The organism is Calothrix sp. FACHB-168, assembly GCF_963889195.1.
Classification (GTDB): Bacteria; Cyanobacteriota; Cyanobacteriia; order Cyanobacteriales; family Nostocaceae; genus Aulosira; species Aulosira anomala_A.
The window spans coordinates 15,203-33,939 of the sequence record NZ_CAWPNJ010000058.1 but is presented as its reverse complement, the minus strand read 5'-3'; the positions used below and the strand labels follow the sequence as shown (position 1 = coordinate 33,939).

General features: G+C 36.0%; 12 protein-coding genes. 6 read left to right on the top strand and 6 right to left on the bottom strand.

The genetic code is table 11. From position 1 onward, the window contains the following. Window positions 1-473 precede the first annotated feature (473 nt). Window positions 474-1,637, top strand: coding sequence for a DegT/DnrJ/EryC1/StrS family aminotransferase (locus AACW45_RS29720; RefSeq protein ID WP_190636657.1), 1,164 nt, complete (start codon window positions 474-476; stop codon window positions 1,635-1,637). Window positions 1,638-1,759: 122 nt separating this feature from the next. Further along, entirely contained in the window at window positions 1,760-2,665 is a 906-nt protein-coding gene (crtB, locus tag AACW45_RS29715; protein ID WP_190636656.1) for a cyanoexosortase B, read from the top strand. Between the two features lie 408 nt (window positions 2,666-3,073). Here crtB and AACW45_RS29710 read toward each other — a convergent pair whose 3' ends face one another. From AACW45_RS29710 to AACW45_RS29690, 5 genes are read right to left on the bottom strand one after another with little or no spacing between them, the layout of a single operon-like run. Then, on the bottom strand, window positions 3,074-5,458 hold the full coding sequence (locus tag AACW45_RS29710; protein WP_190636654.1) for a hypothetical protein: 2,385 nt from the start codon (window positions 5,456-5,458) through the stop codon (window positions 3,074-3,076). A gap of 3 nt (window positions 5,459-5,461) precedes the next feature. Next, window positions 5,462-7,180, bottom strand: a complete 1,719-nt coding sequence (locus AACW45_RS29705; protein ID WP_190636652.1) for a phospholipase D-like domain-containing protein — start codon at window positions 7,178-7,180, stop codon at window positions 5,462-5,464. After that, entirely contained in the window at window positions 7,177-8,757 is a 1,581-nt protein-coding gene (locus AACW45_RS29700; protein WP_190636650.1) for an AAA domain-containing protein, read from the bottom strand. Before AACW45_RS29700 ends, AACW45_RS29705 begins: the two co-directional genes overlap by 4 nt. Beyond that, window positions 8,754-10,328 carry a DUF2357 domain-containing protein gene (locus tag AACW45_RS29695; RefSeq protein ID WP_190636648.1) on the bottom strand — a complete coding sequence of 525 codons (1,575 nt, stop codon included), beginning with the start codon at window positions 10,326-10,328 and terminating at the stop codon, window positions 8,754-8,756. Before AACW45_RS29695 ends, AACW45_RS29700 begins: the two co-directional genes overlap by 4 nt. Continuing rightward, window positions 10,325-12,550, bottom strand: coding sequence for an AAA family ATPase (locus AACW45_RS29690; protein WP_190636646.1), 2,226 nt, complete (start codon window positions 12,548-12,550; stop codon window positions 10,325-10,327). The genes AACW45_RS29695 and AACW45_RS29690 overlap by 4 nt, the downstream gene beginning before the upstream one ends. Before the next feature lie 448 nt (window positions 12,551-12,998). On the opposite strand from AACW45_RS29690, the gene AACW45_RS29685 reads away from it, so the two are divergent. From AACW45_RS29685 to AACW45_RS29670, 4 genes are all read left to right on the top strand, one after another. Then, entirely contained in the window at window positions 12,999-13,712 is a 714-nt protein-coding gene (locus AACW45_RS29685) for a cyanoexosortase B system-associated protein (protein WP_190636644.1), read from the top strand. Between the two features lie 342 nt (window positions 13,713-14,054). Beyond that, the gene (locus tag AACW45_RS29680; RefSeq protein ID WP_190636642.1) at window positions 14,055-15,410 is read left to right on the top strand and encodes a polysaccharide biosynthesis/export family protein; all 1,356 of its coding nucleotides are present in this window, start codon (window positions 14,055-14,057) and stop codon (window positions 15,408-15,410) included. A 216-nt stretch (window positions 15,411-15,626) separates the two neighbouring features. Beyond that, window positions 15,627-17,798: a GumC family protein gene (locus AACW45_RS29675; protein WP_190636640.1), complete on the top strand. Its 2,172-nt coding sequence runs from the start codon at window positions 15,627-15,629 to the stop codon at window positions 17,796-17,798. Window positions 17,799-18,084: 286 nt separating this feature from the next. Further along, on the top strand, window positions 18,085-18,366 hold the full coding sequence (locus AACW45_RS29670) for a hypothetical protein (protein WP_242046852.1): 282 nt from the start codon (window positions 18,085-18,087) through the stop codon (window positions 18,364-18,366). Between the two features lie 179 nt (window positions 18,367-18,545). Here the strand turns inward: AACW45_RS29670 and AACW45_RS29665 are convergent, their stop codons facing one another. Beyond that, the gene (locus tag AACW45_RS29665) at window positions 18,546-18,722 is read right to left on the bottom strand and encodes a hypothetical protein (RefSeq protein WP_190636638.1); all 177 of its coding nucleotides are present in this window, start codon (window positions 18,720-18,722) and stop codon (window positions 18,546-18,548) included. Window positions 18,723-18,737: the final 15 nt, after the last annotated feature.

Sequence of the window (18,737 nt, the reverse complement as noted above, 5' to 3'; positions counted from 1 at the left end):
ATAAAATTATCCAAAAACTTTAAATTATTTATTTTAGCTGAGGTTTTCTGCAAATAAAACATAGTATTTGGCTAAGAATTCTACAATAACTTATCTAAAATTAGAGATTTAACGATTTTGCACAACAAATTATCATTTCAGTACCTATCTTAAATAAGAAAAATTTATTAATTTATTTCATCGTTTCTACTGAAGGAAAATCAATACATTATGAATAAAGTAAATAAATATTTACAAGTATTTTTCTCAGGTTAGGATAAATATCCTGATTAGAAGAATCATTATATAAATATTTAGTTAAATAGCATAATTATTATGCTGTCAAATATAATTGATATCTTTAATGGGTAGTTTTGTCAAATAATTAAATATTTTTATACAATATTTTAATTAATAAAAGTAAAAATTAACAATTCTTCCACAGCAGAAAGATTTTCCCGATTTAAATATTGAAATTACCCGGATATATAGTAATGAATAAAAGTAGTATTAAAATTCCTTTTGTTAATCTAAATTTGCAACACCAACCGATACAAATTCAGTTAGAGCAAGCAATCCAGACTGTAGTATCTCAAGGAGATTTTATTTTAGGACAAGCAGTTGCAGATTTTGAGCGAGAATTTGCAGCTGCTTCTAGCACAAAATATGGTATAGGCGTGGCGTCAGGAACCGATGCGATCGCACTCGGTTTACAGGCTTGTAATATTGGTAGTGGTGATGAGGTTTTATTACCTGTAAATACCTTTGTCGCCACCTTAATTGGCGTACTACAAGCTGGTGCTAAACCGATTTTTGTCGATTGCGATCGCCAAACAGCTTTAATTGATTTAGCAGCAGCAGCAAAATTAGTGACACCAAAGACTAAAGCAATTATTCCTGTACATCTATATGGTCAAATGGTATCACCAAGGCAGCTGCTAGATTTTGCTCAAACATATAACCTACTAATTTTTGAAGATGCCGCACAAGCACATTTAGCAGCAAGAGAAGGATATTTTGCAGGTTCAGTGGGAATAGCAGCAGCTTTTAGTTTTTATCCCAGCAAAAATTTAGGAGCATTTGGCGATGGGGGAATGCTATTAACGCGAGATCCAGATGTGGCGCAAAAAATGTTGCGTTTGCGGAATTATGGTGCAGCGCAAAAGTATTTTCATGTAGAAATGGGGACAAATAGCCGCTTAGATACTTTACAAGCAGCAGTATTACTAGAGAAGCTACCATATTTACCCAAATGGAATTGCGATCGCAATCATATTGCTAAACAATACGATCGCGAATTATTACCCTTAGCATCTGCTGGGATTACTCCTATAGAAAATCACAGCGATGTCGGGCATGTATATCATCTTTATGTAATTAAAATTGATGATTCTTGTGCTTTCACACGCCAGCAAATTCAAGACAAACTTGCAGAATTGGGAATTCAGACAGGAATTCATTACCCCATTCCCTGTCATCTCCAACCAGCCTTTACAAATTTAGGCTATCAAGCGGGAGATTTCCCCCAAGCAGAAGCATTAGCCAAGCAAATATTATCTTTACCCATGTATCCAGGCTTAAGTAGTAGTGAAATTACAGAAATTGTAAGTGCGATCGCATCAATACTTAGTAGTTCACAACAATTATTATGCCTTTAAATATTTCCTAGACACCTAAAGCACTCTTGGATTGGGATATTAGACTCCTTCCAAAAACAACTGACAACTAACAACTGACAACTGACACGCGAAGCGCAATAAATTTTGCATTGCTGAAAATCATGGCAATCCAACAATATCTCAAAATTAGGAATACAGAGCAATTACTTAATTTAGCAATTTTAGGCGTTTTAATACTACTTTATGCGCCGATATTAATACATTGGGTTGATGGTTGGTTACATAAAAATATTAGTACAGAACATGAATATTTTAGCCACGGTTTAATCGGTTTACCTTTCGCTAGTTATCTAGTATGGCTACAACGCAAACAATGGCAAAGATTACCAAATATAATTCATCCTCTTGGCGCTGTTTTGCTATTAATTGGGGGAGTATTTTATTTAAGTGGTGTCACTGAGTGGGTTAACCTTTCTTTCCCCGCTATTTTAGCCGGATTGTGTTTATGGTTCAAAGGTATCCCAGGTTTAAAATTGCAAAGATTTCCGCTATTACTAATATTTTTAGCAACCCCAACGTCATTACCTTATCTGATTGCACCTTATACTTTACCATTACAAAGTTTCATTGCTGGTACGGCTGGTTTTATACTCAATCAGTTTGGCATGGAAGTGAATGTTGAAGGTATAAATTTGTTTGTCGGTGGAAGAATTGTAGAAGTTGCGCCTTATTGTGCAGGGCTGAAAATGTTATTTACTACTCTATATGTCAGCTTAATGCTACTTTATTGGACAGGTGCTTTATCTTCACGCCGCACAACCCAGTGGTTTTTAATAAGTGCTGTTGTGATTAGTATTAGTGCTAATATTATTCGTAACACTGCATTGACATTTTTTCATGGTACAGGTCAAGAAGCCGCTTTTAAATGGTTACATGATAGTTGGGGTGGTGACCTCTATTCTGCTTGTATGTTGGTTTTATTAGTGCCTTTGTTGAATAAAATTAATAGCTATTTTTCAATGCTTCCAGATAAAGAATTAGAAGCAGAGAGTGAAACAGAAATATAGATAAAATTTCCTCTTTTTTACTTAGTTAAGGAAACTTCAAAAAATAAATTATCCCAAATTGTAGGGGCGGGGTGACCCCGCCCCTACGAGTTGCAGGGGACTTACAACAAATAAATTACCCATATTTCGCAGTGCGAGCATCTTGCTCGCTGGTGTTCAAAAGCGAGCAAGATGCTCGCACTACAAATTTATTGGGTATTTAAAAAATTGTATGTCCCCAGGCTTAGTAAGTTAATGATTGGGATATTGTTTTTCTTTGGAAGTTACTAACTGATTTTGTAATTTTCAATTATTTCTAAGAGATACCCAACTTCGTAAATAAGTAGGTTATCAGATAACTCTAACTTAAATAAATCAACTATAAATTATGTAAAATGACAGCCAGCAACCTAATTATTAATGCAAGATTTAAGCTTGCACAATATTATTTAAATCATCTTCAGTTGCAGTTCCTTCTATCATCTCTTGAAAATATTGATTGAGTGGTTTTTCACTGCTTACTTGTCTAAGTATAATTCTATCTTGTTTGAAATGTTCAATAACTCTTTTAGCTGTTAAATTCTCTATTGAACCATCTTGGCAAAATATTTTATCATGCTCACGGAATGATAATAAATACAACAAAGACAAAAATGCATTTTGTTTATAAGTATAATCAAAACCTGTATGTGGTTTACTAAGTAAATATTCCATAATTAAGCTAAAATGTTCTTGATAATTCAGAGAATTAACTGAAAAATCAAACTTATAATACCAAAGTAAAATACGACTATACCCCCATAAGTATTTATTGTTTTCTAGTTTATAAAAAGAATGAAACCAATTAAAATACTCATCTTGCTGACCTAAATTTATTGCAACTTTAGCAAGCAATTGCAAATATTCATTGCCTGAAGTAGGATATTGAATTTTATTAATTTTATTAAATATTTTTATATCAAATAAATTTTCTTTTAAAATATTTTCTGAAAAATAATAAAACTTACCGATGAAAATAACTGCTGTATTTAGACAATTTTTTTGTATGGTATTCAATTGCGTATAATTGGACAAATTTATCAATTGAATTACTATATCAACTATTCTATGAAGTTTAGTATTTTTTATATCTTCGTTTAGTTCACTAACGACTGACTGATTGGATGCAGTATTAATTAATTGCAGTGCATATAATCCAGCACTATTCTTATTAATTATTCTAGATGCTTTGCTAAGTAGATCATTTAAATTTATAAAACTTGCTCTCTCAAAGCGTACTCTTGAAAGAGTATCTAACTCTTTTGAGAGATTTAGTAAAGCCATGTTAAATTCTATAAAATCTTGATATTTTTGTAATCTATCAATTTGATTTAAAGATTCTTGCTGACGAGTGCTAGTAATTTTTGCAGGTGGAATATAGCTATAGGATGTTTTTATTCTATCTGCCAGAAAAGTATTAATATTATTATATTTACCATCTATATCTGTAACTTTAAGTTCAGGAAAAGAACCAGGTTGCAGATGAAACTCTATACCTATGCGGACATCCTCATTACCTTCATAGTCTTTAATTTCAATTTTATAGTCTTGTGGTATGCCATGTTTACTGTAATCTTCACCATTTACCTTGATAGGTAAATTAGCTATTTTATTTTTGATGCGGAAAAAATTCTGATCTAAACTAGGAATATTGCCGATTAAAACTTTGCGATCGCCTTCATAAGAAATAGCATCTTCTGGATTAGATAATTGAATCCATTGTCTTGATACTCTCCCTTGAGAGTCTGGAATACCGATGGCGAATTCTATTTGATCGAGATAAATTCCAAAAAGCGGGAAGTTAGACTCAAGTTTTTTCTCCCATATTTGATGAAACTCTTGAAAGAGGGGGTTAAGACAAATAAACTCTGGTAATTGTTGCTGGATGTCTGCAAAAATATTGTACTGACTGACTAGTACAAATTGATATTGCGGGTGTTGACTAGCTAGTCGTCTGAGAGATTGAATATTGATTGTACTGGATACAATATTTGCGATCGCAGCAATTGATATAGTTACTCTTTTATAAAAAATCTGCCGATTGTATAAAATTTCTGTAACAAAATTTATATTTTCTTGATTTATATTAGGCTGGAGAATTTTAACAAGAGAAATTTTCTGTAAATAGCTGGTGAGATGATTAACTGTATCAACATTATTAGCCAATGCAGGAAAGTTATCTGATAAAATTTTGGTCGCTATATTCTTACAAATATTTTGATATGTTTCTTGAGGATTGTAAGATTGTTTGCAACTTATTGCATTTTTAGTGTTAAGAATTGGAATTTTATAAGGGCTGTTTTCTCGACAGGATAAATCAAGGGGAATTAGTTTGAAACTACTAAAATTATCTAATTCGACAAAAATCAAAGATTTATTGATTGATTGATGGCTAATTTGAGAATAATAATTCCAGTAATGATAAGCGCTACTGTATAAATAACCATCTCGATGTTCTAAAAAATTACTCATACTCAGCGTCATCAAATCCACTGTATCCCGGATAATGAATAGGCGCTGTTTTTCTGCTTGCGTTAGTTCCGTACCTACCAAGAGATAATCTAGATTATTTCGGTTTATCGTCAACTCTTGGGGAAAATTTGCATTGATGATAGGTTCTTGAATATAGGGATGATTGAAATATTTTTGTAATAATTTTTTGTATTCTCTGGGTAAATCTTCAGGGGAGGGAACTAATGGCTGAAGTGGCTCATCAAATAGTTGAGAATATTGGCAACATTCAATGTAGGATTCTAAATTTAATAATCTAGTCATAAATTAAATATTTAGTGAGTTAAGATTGTCAATTAATTGATTAACTTCTTGTCTGTTAGTAGTTTTATACATTAAATCATGTAGAGATAATGCCCTACTACTAAAATTAAAGTTAATTCCGCCAATATAAGCGACTTGATTACCTAAAAGAGTAATTTTGGCATGAAGTCTATTGGTTTTGTGTATATTAAATCCTGGTTGATGAACGGGAATTTGAGAATCAACAAATATGTATGTATCTAAATTTCTTAGATCTCTGGCTATGTCTGGAGATGGTTGAAAGCTGCGACTATAAATTTTTACCTGTCCCTGAAAATGGCTCAGTTGTTTTATTAAATCTTTTTGGTATTGGCGTGGTGTTAATAAATTAGGATAATGCTCATATTTGTCATCAGCATAACGATTTATAGAACGGAGACGAAAACCATCATAGCTAGTATCTGGTATGACTTCATCTCGGCTACGTTTGTACCAAAATTGGCGAAATAAATTAATTAATTGTTCGTGATTAGCATAATTACGAGTGACTACACCTGCTTCAATATTAAAATCTAAGCTTCCTCTAGTGATATTTGCAGAACCTAAATAAGCATATTGTTCAGAAATATAGGTTTTTAAATGAAACGCACCACTACGAATGCGAACATTATCACGTAATAGTTTTCTTAAACACCTCTTTTTTAGCTCATCAGAATATTGATAAATTTCTGGTACAGATACATTAATTGATGTTTCAGTATCAATTCTATCAAGGACTTCGTTCCTCAAGTCAGTTAAAATCCAAACTCCTAAAGGTAACTCGCGTGATTTTTCGCAAATTAATTCTGTTAAATTTTCATCTTCAATGATGTAACTGGAAATTAATAAAAATTGACGGGCGGTAGAAATAATTGTGTTTAAAGCATAACGACTGTTATCTCTACCAATTATCAATTTCAATCCTGGAGATAAAGATTGATCGTGACTAATTCCATCGGGTAGGTTGACAATTGGTACTTGATTATATTCATGTTGATAATTTTGAATAAGTAATTGGACAGGTTGTGATAAATCTGTGGATTCGCTTACATGTAATTGCAGATATGTAATTGCTTCTCTTAAATCTAAAGATAAATCCTCTTGTGTAATCCATATTTTTAGCTCAGGATATTCAGGATGGAGAATATAAAAGTTATTAAAATCTAGAGACTGTAAAGCTAAATGTATTTTTTTAATATCTGGTAAAATTTCCCAAAAATTTACAGCAGATTGCCAAATAGTTTCAGTAAAATTATCAGATAAGCCTGGATAAGAAGGTTTTTCTAAGGTAACAGTATAAATCCCTGTTTGCACTGAATCGCTACCTATCCAGACAGGAATTTGTGGATTGTCTGGGGTAAGATTTAAATTGGCTATTGAAGAAATAAATTGATAACGGTATGTGTTTGCAACTTGTGTTTCTAATTGAGATTTTACTGGGTGAAGCAGTTGCAAGGATGATACTTGATATAGTTGATTTTCTGTTGCTACTCCCTGCGCTTGTTTTAACAAATTAATGAAAACAGGTTCGGGGATAAAATTTAATCCAAAAGATTGACGTAAGATTTGCGGGGTGCGCGTGCGGTTTTGTGTTGCTACTGCTTGGATTTCTCGGATGATATCGACTAGTGAAACAGGAATTGAGTCTGTACCAGTCAACTGAATGCGATGAAATTCACCTTGGAGTTGGTACTGAAGTTTCATGATAAAACCACTCCGCGTTCTTTGTATAGTTCTGGTTGAGATAATAAAGTTCGTAGTGGTGAACCGAGTTGTCTCCAAAAATCGAAATCACCAAATAAAATGAGATAGTCTTGTCCTCTGGATAAAGCTATATTGATATCAGATGAAGTCAAATTTTCGAGATTTTCTGGACAATTTATAATCACGATCGCACGTTCTATTCCTGCCCATTCTGCTACTGTACCAATAAATAGTTCTGTAAAGTCTGTGGGAGAGTTAGCTTTTAGCCAATCTCGCGCTTGAGTACAAAATGTAACGATACCAATTTGAGAACTGATTTGCGAATTTAAGGTGTGGAGAAATTGAATAATTTTTTCACTTGTTTGCTGATTGGAAACATCATGCCAAATTAATCTATTTGTTAATTGTGGAATATGATAATGTTGGCGAGAATATTTTGTGTGAATCCAGCGATCGCAGATGACTGGCTCAACAATTTTAAATATTTCTGGATGAATTCGATATTGTTCTGTTAGCTGATAGCGGTAGCTTGGAAGCAAGTGCTGATTTAGGTAGTTAAAACTTTGGGTAAATCTGCTAAAAAATGATTTACCTGCATGAGATGGATGATTATTTTTGACTTTTACATTGCCAAATAAAATCAGTTTATTAGCTAAACCAGATAGTAAAATTAATTCTATCCTACTTAGATATTCCGCTTCCTCCACAATTACTAAATCAAAGTTATTTTGCCATAAAGATTGATGTTGAATTTGCATAAATTCAGCAACAGTACCTACAACTGGTATCTGGGGACTTTCACTGATTTGTGAAACAAGTTCTGCAACTCCCTGTACAGATAAATTTGCATAAAGTTGACTTAGTTTTAATTGCTGTTGTAATAATGGTTCTAATTGTTTGAGGCGATAAGCTAGCAGTTTAACTCTTTCGTTTGTTAAATCAGGAAATTCTGGCTGTAACTGTTCAGTCAGTTGTGCTTGTGGAGTATTTTTAATAATGGGTAACCAATTTTCTAATTTTGCTGTTGTTCTGAGTTTTACTAATTCTCTATCTGGTAACAGATGTAATGGTAAGTAATCCATCTGTGGCTGAGATAAATGTTGAGAATATAGTTGTTCAATTACCCAACTCTGATAATCTTGCTGCTGATTTAGCCAGAAAGGATAACCTGGTAAATTGCGATAGGCGTTAAGAGTAGAATGGTGATGAGTTAAAAGTAAAATTCGTTTTGAAAAGTTAATTGCAGTATGGGCTAGAGTTTGAGCAATGCGAGTTTTACCTGTAGCTGGGGAACCAACAATTAATGCGATCGCACTATTTGATAAAGCCATTTCTAAGGCTAAAGTTTGATTAGCACTTAGGGGAATATTGGAGTTAATCGCTGGAAAATTTAACTGCGATCGCTCTTTTAAATAAACCGCACCATGACAAATTGTCTGGATAATTAATTGCGTTGGTAAAGTGGGGTAATTATGTAGCTGTACTAATCTCTCCCATTGTGCTTGTGCAATTTCTGGTGTTTGATTAGATTGATAAATTAGTTGCTGTAATTCTCCCCAAAATTGTCGCTCATTCATACCGGAAACTCTAGCGCTCTTTGAATTAGATGTGTTATTAGCACAAAAATTTGTGAAAACCCATGTGTGGTGATGATATCTGGTAATTGAACTACTGTCAGCTTGCTGTTAGTATATGACTGTATAATTCCGTTTGGAGAAAATTGATTTGGCGGTACTTGTAAATAAAATATCCAGGCTTTTTTAAGACTATGGACATTCATTAAATTGTTTAAATATTGATTGATTTGAGTGAGTGCGTTATTACTTGGGCGATACCAAAATACCCAAATTGGAAAAACTAATTGCTGAAATTCTAATTGCGCTGAGTCTAATTGATGAATGTCTACAGTGAGTAGTAAATCACTTGAAAATTCCTCAGATGTTTTTTTCAAACTAAAGACGTAAACTTGATTTTTCAGAAATACTTTAACGGCTAGATTTTCTCGTTTATCAATATAGCGCCCTTGTTCAGGAACACTAGTACCAGTAATCTTAAGGTTAGCAGCGAAACCTATGTTTTGAAAACGTAATAGGGCTGCGGTTAATAAAACATAGATAGAATCAGCAAGTAAATAATTACGAAATGACCATAAACGCTCTTTTTCGTACTTTTTTTGAATGTATTCTAAGTAAGCTTGATAAAAGCTTCTATATATAGGGTTTTGTTGTAAGACATAGTTAGGTTTAGTAAATTGATATCGCCTATCTTGTATATCTTGAACTACTGGCTGTTGTTTGAATAAATCAATTGTTAAACTAAATTTGCGGATTTCTTCGAGATATTGACTTGCACCACTCCGTTGATATTGGTAACAATTAAAATATAAAATTTGGCTAAAATAAACCAAAAATTTATTTTCTGCCGTGTTAAAATCTTGATATCTTTGAATGCCCATTAACTGTTGTTTGGCTCCCGCCTTTTCTGCTGGAGTTGAACCAGGACGGCGGATATAGTCTCTCAAACAATAGCTATCCATTTCTTGAATTCTACCCAAAGGTATGAGTTCTGCTTGTCTTCTGAGTTGGTGACGAAGATGAGAGGCGATCGCTTCTAATTTGCGCCGGAGTTGATAACGGCGTTCTAAGCTAATTACTATAGGTATATTCGCCTCATCAACATTAAATTTATTTAACTTTTGTTGTAATTGGCTAACGAGAATTGTGGGCTGTCTACTTTGATGATTATCAAATATATTGGCAAAATTTCCCACTAAAATTCGGATGAGAAAAGACGTTGTATTGTCTAAACGTGTCTCTAAAATATGTTCCCATTCTGTAATTTCTTGTTTATCTTTGATAGTCTCAATATCTAGAACTTCATCAGTGATATGTAGATGATATATGTGTCCAGAAATTTTTACAGGAAAAACATACTCTAACTGCTGCGGATGTTGACTGATATCTGTTGGTTTTAGATAGGGGAAAGCAATTTCATAGACTCTATCAGCAATCGGAATTAAAAAAGATGATGCGGATAATTCCTCTTTTGGATCTAGTGCAATTATTGGGCGATCGCGTGGGTGTAATAGAGTCCCTATAGGTACAGGAGACTCATTTAAATAAGCAAATAAGCTAGGATAGAGTCTCATTTTACTGCTTCATCTTGATACACTAAACCCTGCCATTGAAATTGTCCGTAACGCCCTGCACGGGCTTTTTCAAATGCTACAATCAACGGTTGATCGTTAATTTCTGCAATAATGTTTTTTAATTGATCCAATTCCTCTGCAAACTCATCAATCATCACTCCTCGTAGTTTTGGTAGCAGTTTTTGTCCAAACTGATCTGCAATAGCAAACTTAAAAGCTGCTGAATTAGTGTTGTCAACTCCTGGATAGTTCACCACATACTGAGTAATTGCTTGATAAACACGATGAGCAAAAGGATGTCCCATTTTTTCCATTACTTGATTTGCTCGGTCGAGATAAGATTTTACTTTCTCTACAACTTGAGAATGAGGATCTGGTGTTTTCACCCAAGCCCTAAAATCAGAGTAAGCTAAATATCCTGAAGGTCTAGCACTGGTAGCATGATTATTACTTTGCTGACGTAATTGCAAATTTTGTGGTTTACCAAATGTCAGCACATTGGCTCTATCTAGCACCTTATCAGATAATGTTTGAGTAGTTTCATCCTCATTCATTGTTCCTACAAACAAGAACTCATTGGGAATTCTTAATCTACGTTCATTATCTTGTAATGGTAAGCTACCAACATCAATTTCTAAATAAGTTGGGTGACTGCGACGAGCTTCTAATTTAGATAAGAAATCGCTAAAATAATATTCAACTCGTGCTAAATTCATTTCATCGAGCAAGACAATTACCATTCTGTCTTGCATAGCTGAATCGTGATTATATTGATACAGTCCGCGCATCAAATCAGTGGGCTTAAATTTTTTCTCCACATAGTTATAAAAGCCTTGCAAATCTTGAGGTGAATCCCAACGCGGTTGGACAGCTAAAGTTAATAACTGTGCCCCAATATAATTAGCATATTTCTGTGGTAATTCGCTTTTACCTGTACCGCTAATTCCAGCTAGAATTACCAAAGCGGAAATATCTTGTACTTTTAAAGAAGTATGGAAAGCATGAATTACACGTTCTGGAAAATTTAAGCCTTGAGCATTAATATATTGAACAAAATTATCTAAGAAAATCTGTTCACTTTGTTGAGCATTAACGACAGTCCACTTAGATTCTGCTAATCTTAGCCATAGTCTTTCTCTTAATGCTTGTAGTGCTACTCTAGAACTACTTTCTAGATTTTCAATTTCTCCTTTCAGGCGTTTGATTTCATCATTAAGTCGGTCTTTTTCTTGTTGTAAGATAGCATTATTCTCTTCCAGACTTGCTTTAATTCCATTTAAATGTTGAATATCCCGTTCTAATTGTCTTACATGGGATTCTTTATCTATGATTTGAAATTTTAATTCCGATAATCTTTGCCGGAATTGTTCAATTTTATGATACTCTTCTTGACTTTCTTGTATCGCATGTAATATTCGTTGTTTTTCAGCTTCTAAGCTATCTATTTCTGGTCTTAGTTGATTGATTCTTTCTTCATAGCTTTGTTTCTGGCTAAATATACCGTCATAGGTAGCTCTTAATAATTCGAGTTCTGCTGCTCTTTGCTCTAGTCCTTGAGATGTAGTTGTACGCTCTGCTATTTGTTGATTGAGTAAATTTAACTGTGTTTGTTTAGCAGAAAATTCTGTTTCAATATTTTTGAGCGATCGCTGTTTTTCTTCTAAAGTTATAATTTGAGAACTTAGAGAATTAATTTGACCTTCTAAACTACTTTTATCTAACCTAAATCGCTCAATTTGTGTTTGCAGTTGTTCCAGATTAGACAAGTCTGGTTTATGGTTATTTATTGCAGCAACTCGACGCTCTAGTTCTTGCCTTTGTAAATTTAGAGTTGTTAATCTCTGTTCAAGCTGCTGTAACTCCGCTTGCTTTTGTACAAATTGTCCTTGAATTTTTGATAGTTCTACTTGCTCTTTTTTTAGTTCTGTAACTCTTACTGTTAAATGTGGTAGTTCTGCTTCAAGCTCTTGCCAATTTTTGTATTGAGATAGCAAATTTTTATGTTGATCTACTTGTTGTCGTAGTGATTGGATTTCAGTATCTCTATTACCTTGTCGTTTACTGGAAATAGCAGCGCCTAAAACTACGCCTGTACTACTTCCTAATAATGCTCCACTGGCTCCACCAGCACCACCAGCAAAGGATGCTGTTACACCTACGACTAATGCAGCTGAACCTACTATTACCCAGTCAGATAACGCCCAGTCTGATAAATTCTGCACCCTTCAACCTCAGAATTTTTGACGGTAAGTTTATCTGTACATTCTAGATAAATATTTTTCTACAACGCTCCAGTAAATTTACTGGTATAGCAAACTTATAGTGTTTAAATAGCAGTATTTTTAGGTATAATAACCTGCTTTGATATGGGAAACCTAAATTACTATAGGATATTTAGCTTATGGCATTATTGCTTTGTATATCTAGCTTTTGCTAGGTATTGCCTAATTTATATATTTTGTATTACATTGTCGTTATTTTATCTCTACTAATCTTATTTGATATAGGAACAGAAATGGCACATAAGATAGGCATGTATAAGTCATTTATTATTCCAATAATATAACTAATTCTTAATAATATTTACAATTTAAAATATTGGTCAATCTTACTGAACTCATAACCCTATCTGACAAAGTAAACTTTGCCTAAGTATTGCAAAGTTTATGAATGATTTCCTTATCTAAATTCTTCAAAGAAAGTCAATGGAATCAAGTAGTAGCACTGTTATTATTACTACTACTATTTGCTATTGGTGCTGTGCCTGGATATTTGACAGGAAAATGGCAATGGAAACAGCCGCCACCAATTACAAGTTTAAAAGCATTAAAACATATCCGCAATTCTGGGTTAACTATTCCTGGTTGGGAAACTGTTGAACAGGTACAACAACACATTGGCGAGCAAAAATGGTCGCTACAATTAATTAAAAAACAAGACTCGCAAACTCAAGCCGTATTGCTGTTGTTACCGCAAAACGGGCCGATGGATCAACCTGAGGTGGAATGGACAGAAATTGAAGGTTGGGGAAAGTTACGTTGGCGTAAGTGGGATGTAGCGCAATATCGTGGGGCTAGATTTACTGTGAAACAGCCTAGAGAAACCCAGGTAGAAGCGAGATTTTTTCGTGCGGTTACACAACAAGATACTTTTGCAGTGTTGCAATGGTATGCTGTACCGCAAGGGGGAAACCCATCACCGTTACGCTGGTTTGTCGCGGATCAATTGGCGCAGTGGCGTAAACAGCGAGTTCCTTGGGTGAGTGTAAGTATTTTGATTCCAATGGAACCTTTAGGACAGGTGGAAAAAATGTGGCCGTTGGCTGAATCTATCGGACAGACTGTACAAGGGGCTTTAATGACAGACTCATTACCGAATAATTAGTGAATTTTACTGGTGATGCGATCGCTCTTTTCATATCCTCATTTATTATTGTCGTATTAGGGACTTCCAAGAAATAAATTATCCAATCTTGTGGGGTGGGCAGCGTTCGACTGAGCGCTCACGCCGAAGTCTTGCCCGCCTTTGACTATGGGCGGGCGAGACGCCCACCCCACAATAAATAGTTGTATATTTTTTTATTTGCAAGTCCCTTAGATATTACTTATATTTTGGCGATCGCATCTCGTAATTTCAAGGGACAAATCCAAGACAGTTGAGATATTTACAGAGTAAAATAGCGGCGCAACAAGACTAATTTTGAGTCTAGCTTAACTGCTGACTCAAATGTCTATATTTTACAATTCTCCTATGCGTGTATTCAGCGCTCTCTTCTTTTTCAGCCTGCAACTCAGTGTTTTCTGGACAACAGCATTTTCAGTTGTTGCTCAAACTTTACCATTTCCCGAACAACCCTCAGGTCAAACCCCTTCATCTCCTTCAGCTACTGAGGCTGTACCTGGGAGTTTAAATAACGAGGTTTCCCCCCAACTCAACCGCTATCTTTTGGGGCCGGGTGATTCCCTTAGTGTTGTAATACAGCGTCCTCCGGGCCCCTATCGCTTAGGTGCGGGTGATTCTATTAGTGTTGTGGTTCAACGCTTTCCTGACTTGAGCTTCCAAGCTTTAATTAATCCTGAAGGTAACATTATTGTACCTCTGATTAATACTGTCTCCTTACAGGGTTTAACTTTGGATGAAGCACAAGCGAAAATTCGCTCATTGCTCAACCGTTATGTAGTAGAACCGATAGTAGTTTTATCTTTAGTAGGACAGCGACCAGATTTGAGCTTTCAAGCTGTAGTTAATCCAGAAGGTAATATTTTAGTTCCCCAAGTAGGTACATTATCTCTACAAGGCTTGAGTGTGGAAGAAGCACAAGAAAAAATTCGCCTCGCTTTAAGTCGCGTTGTTACCGATCCGATTGTGGTAGCATCATTAGCATCACCGCGACCCGTACAAGTGACTATTAGTGGGGAAGTGTTTCGTCCGGGGATTTACCCGATTACATCAGTTACACCCCGCGTCGCTGATGCTTTGCTGACATCTGGCGGGACGACAATCAACGCAGATTTAAGACAAGTCCAAGTACGTAGACGGTTGCTTGATGGTACTGTAATTGCGCAAACTGTTGACTTATACACAGCATTACAAAATGGTAGTGCATTACCTAATTTAAGGTTACAAGATGGCGATGCAATTATCGTGCCGCGTCGGGAAATCGGCACTGATAATGGTTATGACCGAAATTTAATTGCACGTTCTACCTTAGCTATCCCGCAGATTAGAATTAGGGTTTTAAACTACGCAGCTGGAGGTATTGCTAATCAAATGTTACCTAATGGCAGTACATTTATAGATGCTTTAGGTGGTATCAATCTTGACACAGCAAACATTCGGGATATAGCCTTAGTCCGCTTCGACCCAGAACGAGGTCAAGCTGTGACCCAAAGATTAGATGCGAAAAAGGCTCTGGGCGGTGATATGTCGCAAAACGTGCCACTGCAAGATAATGATGTTATTGTGGTTGGTCGTAACCTCATCGGTAGAATTACTAATGCTCTCAATACAATTACACAACCTTTCTTTAATGTGCAGAGCTTTATTCGCTTCTTTGATTTCTTTACAGGCGGATTTAGATAATTGGGTAATGGTGAGATTGTTGATTGTTGATTGTTGACTGTTAACTGTTGACTGTTGACTGGTTCACCAATGACAAATGACAAATGACAAATGACTAATGACAAATGACTAATGACTAATGACTAATGACTAATGACTAATGACTAATGACTAATGACTAATGACTAATGACTAATGACTAATGACTAATGACTAATGACTAATGACTAGTTTCTTATGACCCCACCAATTATTAAACGCTACCTAATTGCCTTTGAAAAGTATAAATGGATTGGCTTGGCGAGTTTTTCTTTGGTTGTAGCAGGTGCAACGGTGGTGGCTATCCAACCCGATCCACCAGCTAGTTACATAGCCAATGCGGCGCTGACTTACAATCGTCCGCCAGTTTCATTTTCGGCAACTGGTACGGAAATTCAAGAACAAGGGCAGGAATTGAATGAGCAAATTTTGCTATCAAATGAGATTATTGAAACTGTAGCTGCAAAAGTTAATATTAAGCCAAAAACACTTGGCTTAAATGTTGTTGTTACCCTACCAAAAAAGAATTCTCGGACGGGGCAATTAGATTCGACAATTATAGAACTTAAATATAAAGATAGTGACCCTAAGCGATCTGGAGAAGTATTGCAAGGGTTGATGCAAGCAATGATTAAGCTTAGTGGTGAGATTAATACAGGACGCTTAAAAGCAATTATTAAAAAAATTGATGAACGTTTACCACAGGCTAAGTTGGAATTACAAGCAGCCGAGAAGAAGTTAGAACAGTACGATCGCATTGAGCGCCCAGCAATATTAGCATCTGAGAATGGTAGTTTGTTAACGGCAGTAACTACTAGCCAAAATCAGCAGCGTCAAATTCAACAGACGATTGCGGGGATTAATGCCCAAATTCGCAGTTTACAAGAAAAATTGGGGTTAAATGTTAACCAAGCTTACGTTTCTTCGGCTTTAAGTGCCGATCCCATTATTGCTAACTTGCGATCGCAAATTTATCAAATTGAGTCCCAAGTTGCTTTACTACGCAAAGATTTGCGTCCCGAACATCCGACAATGATTCAGTTACAGCGTCAAAAACAAGCTGCGGAAGAATTATTACAACAACGCGCAGCAGAGGTTGTGGGTGGTGGTGGTACAGCCGCACCCCTAGCTGGTAACGTTTCTAATATTCGCGCTCAAAGTAACTTAGATCCAGCAAGACAAGAATTAGCTAACCAGATGGTAGCTTTGCAAACTCAAAGGGATACATTGCAACAACAACTAGCACAACAAATTCAAGAAGAAGCTAATCTGCGGCAGATGTATTCTTTAATACCAAATAAACAATTAGAGCGATCGCGTTTAGAACAAGAGGTAATACTTAAAAAAGCTATCTATGACAAAATGCAAGCTAAACAAGCCGATGCAAAAACCGCAGAAGCCGAAACCGTTAGCAGTTTAACTGTGGCGAGACTACCAATCATCACCGCAGACTTTGTCAAACCCAAGAAAATGTCTGTCACCTTAGGTGTGGGTAGCTTGATGGGATTGGTGATTGGTGGTGGCGTCATCTTCTTATTAGGTTCATTAGAAGGAACTTTCAAAACCAGAGAAGATATCCGCGAAGGCTTAAAGCAACGGGAAGTGACATTATTGGGAGAAATACCCTTAATGCCAGTTGATGATTTAGATGAAACAGCTATACCCGTGTTACTTTCCCCAGATTCGCCTTATTTAGAGTTTTATGAAAAATTCCGCAGTAACCTGCGGCGGTTGGGTGGTAAATCCTTAAAAATACTGTTGATTACTAGCGTTGGGAAAACTGAGGGTAAGACAACCAGCGCTTATAACTTAGGGATAGCATCTGCTCGTGCAGGCAAACGAACCTTAATTATTGAAGCAGATTTGCGATCGCCTTCTGCTTGTGCATCCTTAAAAATTACTCCCGATTCTGAAGCTAATATTGAACCGCTACGCTACTATTCCAACCTCAGCGAATGTATCCGTTTAGTCCCAGATATAGAAAATTTATACATTATTCCTAGTCCCGGACCTGTGCGACAATCCGCCGCAATTCTCGAATCTAGCGAAATACGGCGGCTGATGGACGATGTTAGAGAACGCTATGATTTAGTAATTTTAGATACTAGCCCCTTGAGTTTATCTAACGATGCCTTATTAATTCAACCTTATAGTGATGGTATAGTGCTTGTAGCTAGACCCAACTATACACAAGAAAACTTATTTGGTGAAGCGATAGACCAATTAGTTGATTCCGAATTAGGATTATTAGGCACTGTCATTGATGGTGCTGACATTTTCGTATCTTTACCCGATACATTTGAGCCATCATCAACAGCTTCATCAAAACCAGAATCAGCATCAGAAGTATCGGTTGCTAATAATTCGTAATTTGTCATTGGTCATTTGTCATTAGTCATTTGTCATTGGTCATTTGTTATTCATAATTTGTATACCAGGTTAAAAAAAGAATAAGACAGATTTTAGGGGCATGGCAATGCCCATTGGTGTCAACTTAAGCCACAGATGGCTGATTGCAAGGCTTACCTACCCACCTTGGAATGAATTCCCAGGGACAAAGGCAAAGTTTACTAAAGTAAACTGGGGATAAGTGATAATTTTAGTTAGCTTTAGCTTACTTTTGCTATGAGACTCAGAATTCATTCTGAGGCGGGCTATGAGTTTCGCGTTTAGGAAACTTAGGAAAGCCACTACTGAGTTGAGAATAGCCGCTATTGAGTTAAGGAAAGCCACTATTGAGTTGAGCAAAGCCGCTATTGAGTTGAGCAAAGCCACTATTGAGTTGAGCAAAGCCACTATTGAGTTAAGGAAAGCCGCTATTGAGTTGAGCAAAGCCACTATTGAGTTGAGCAAAGCCACTATTGAGTTAAGGAAAGCCGCTATTGAGTTGAGCAAAGCCACTATTGAGTTGAGGATAGTGGCTTTTGTTGTTGGTTAGGAGTCGTGTAAAAATAAGTTGAACAATCTAATTTTTGTAGTGCGGGCAGCGTTCGACTGAGCGCTCACGCCGAAGTCTTGCCCGCGCGAGCAAGATGCTCGCACTACTTATTTTTACTTGATGCCTTAGCGAGTTTGCGATGCCTACGGCGGGCTTCGCCTACGCAAATGAATAAGTAGTTACACAAAATTAATTACACAATGTCGGACAAATTGTAGGGGCATGGCACTGCCCATTGGTGTCAACTTAACGTGAAACCCGCTTGGTGAAAAGGTTTCGCCCTCACCCCCAGCCACTCGCTTACCCAATAAACCGCCGTCACCCTCAAAGGGTGCGGCTAATTGAACAAAGCCCACGCAGGTGGGCTAAGA

Excerpts from the sequence above, each read along its gene's own strand:
- AACW45_RS29720 (WP_190636657.1), top strand. The coding sequence starts at position 474 with ATGAATAAAAGTAGTATTAAAATTCCTTTTGTTAATCTAAATTTGCAA.
- crtB (WP_190636656.1), top strand. The coding sequence starts at position 1,760 with ATGGCAATCCAACAATATCTCAAAATTAGGAATACAGAGCAATTACTT.
- AACW45_RS29710 (WP_190636654.1), bottom strand. The coding sequence starts at position 5,458 with ATGACTAGATTATTAAATTTAGAATCCTACATTGAATGTTGCCAATAT.
- AACW45_RS29705 (WP_190636652.1), bottom strand. The coding sequence starts at position 7,180 with ATGAAACTTCAGTACCAACTCCAAGGTGAATTTCATCGCATTCAGTTG.
- AACW45_RS29700 (WP_190636650.1), bottom strand. The coding sequence starts at position 8,757 with ATGAATGAGCGACAATTTTGGGGAGAATTACAGCAACTAATTTATCAA.
- AACW45_RS29695 (WP_190636648.1), bottom strand. The coding sequence starts at position 10,328 with ATGAGACTCTATCCTAGCTTATTTGCTTATTTAAATGAGTCTCCTGTA.
- AACW45_RS29685 (WP_190636644.1), top strand. The coding sequence starts at position 12,999 with ATGATTTCCTTATCTAAATTCTTCAAAGAAAGTCAATGGAATCAAGTA.
- AACW45_RS29680 (WP_190636642.1), top strand. The coding sequence starts at position 14,055 with ATGTCTATATTTTACAATTCTCCTATGCGTGTATTCAGCGCTCTCTTC.
- AACW45_RS29675 (WP_190636640.1), top strand. The coding sequence starts at position 15,627 with ATGACCCCACCAATTATTAAACGCTACCTAATTGCCTTTGAAAAGTAT.
- AACW45_RS29670 (WP_242046852.1), top strand. The coding sequence starts at position 18,085 with ATGAGTTTCGCGTTTAGGAAACTTAGGAAAGCCACTACTGAGTTGAGA.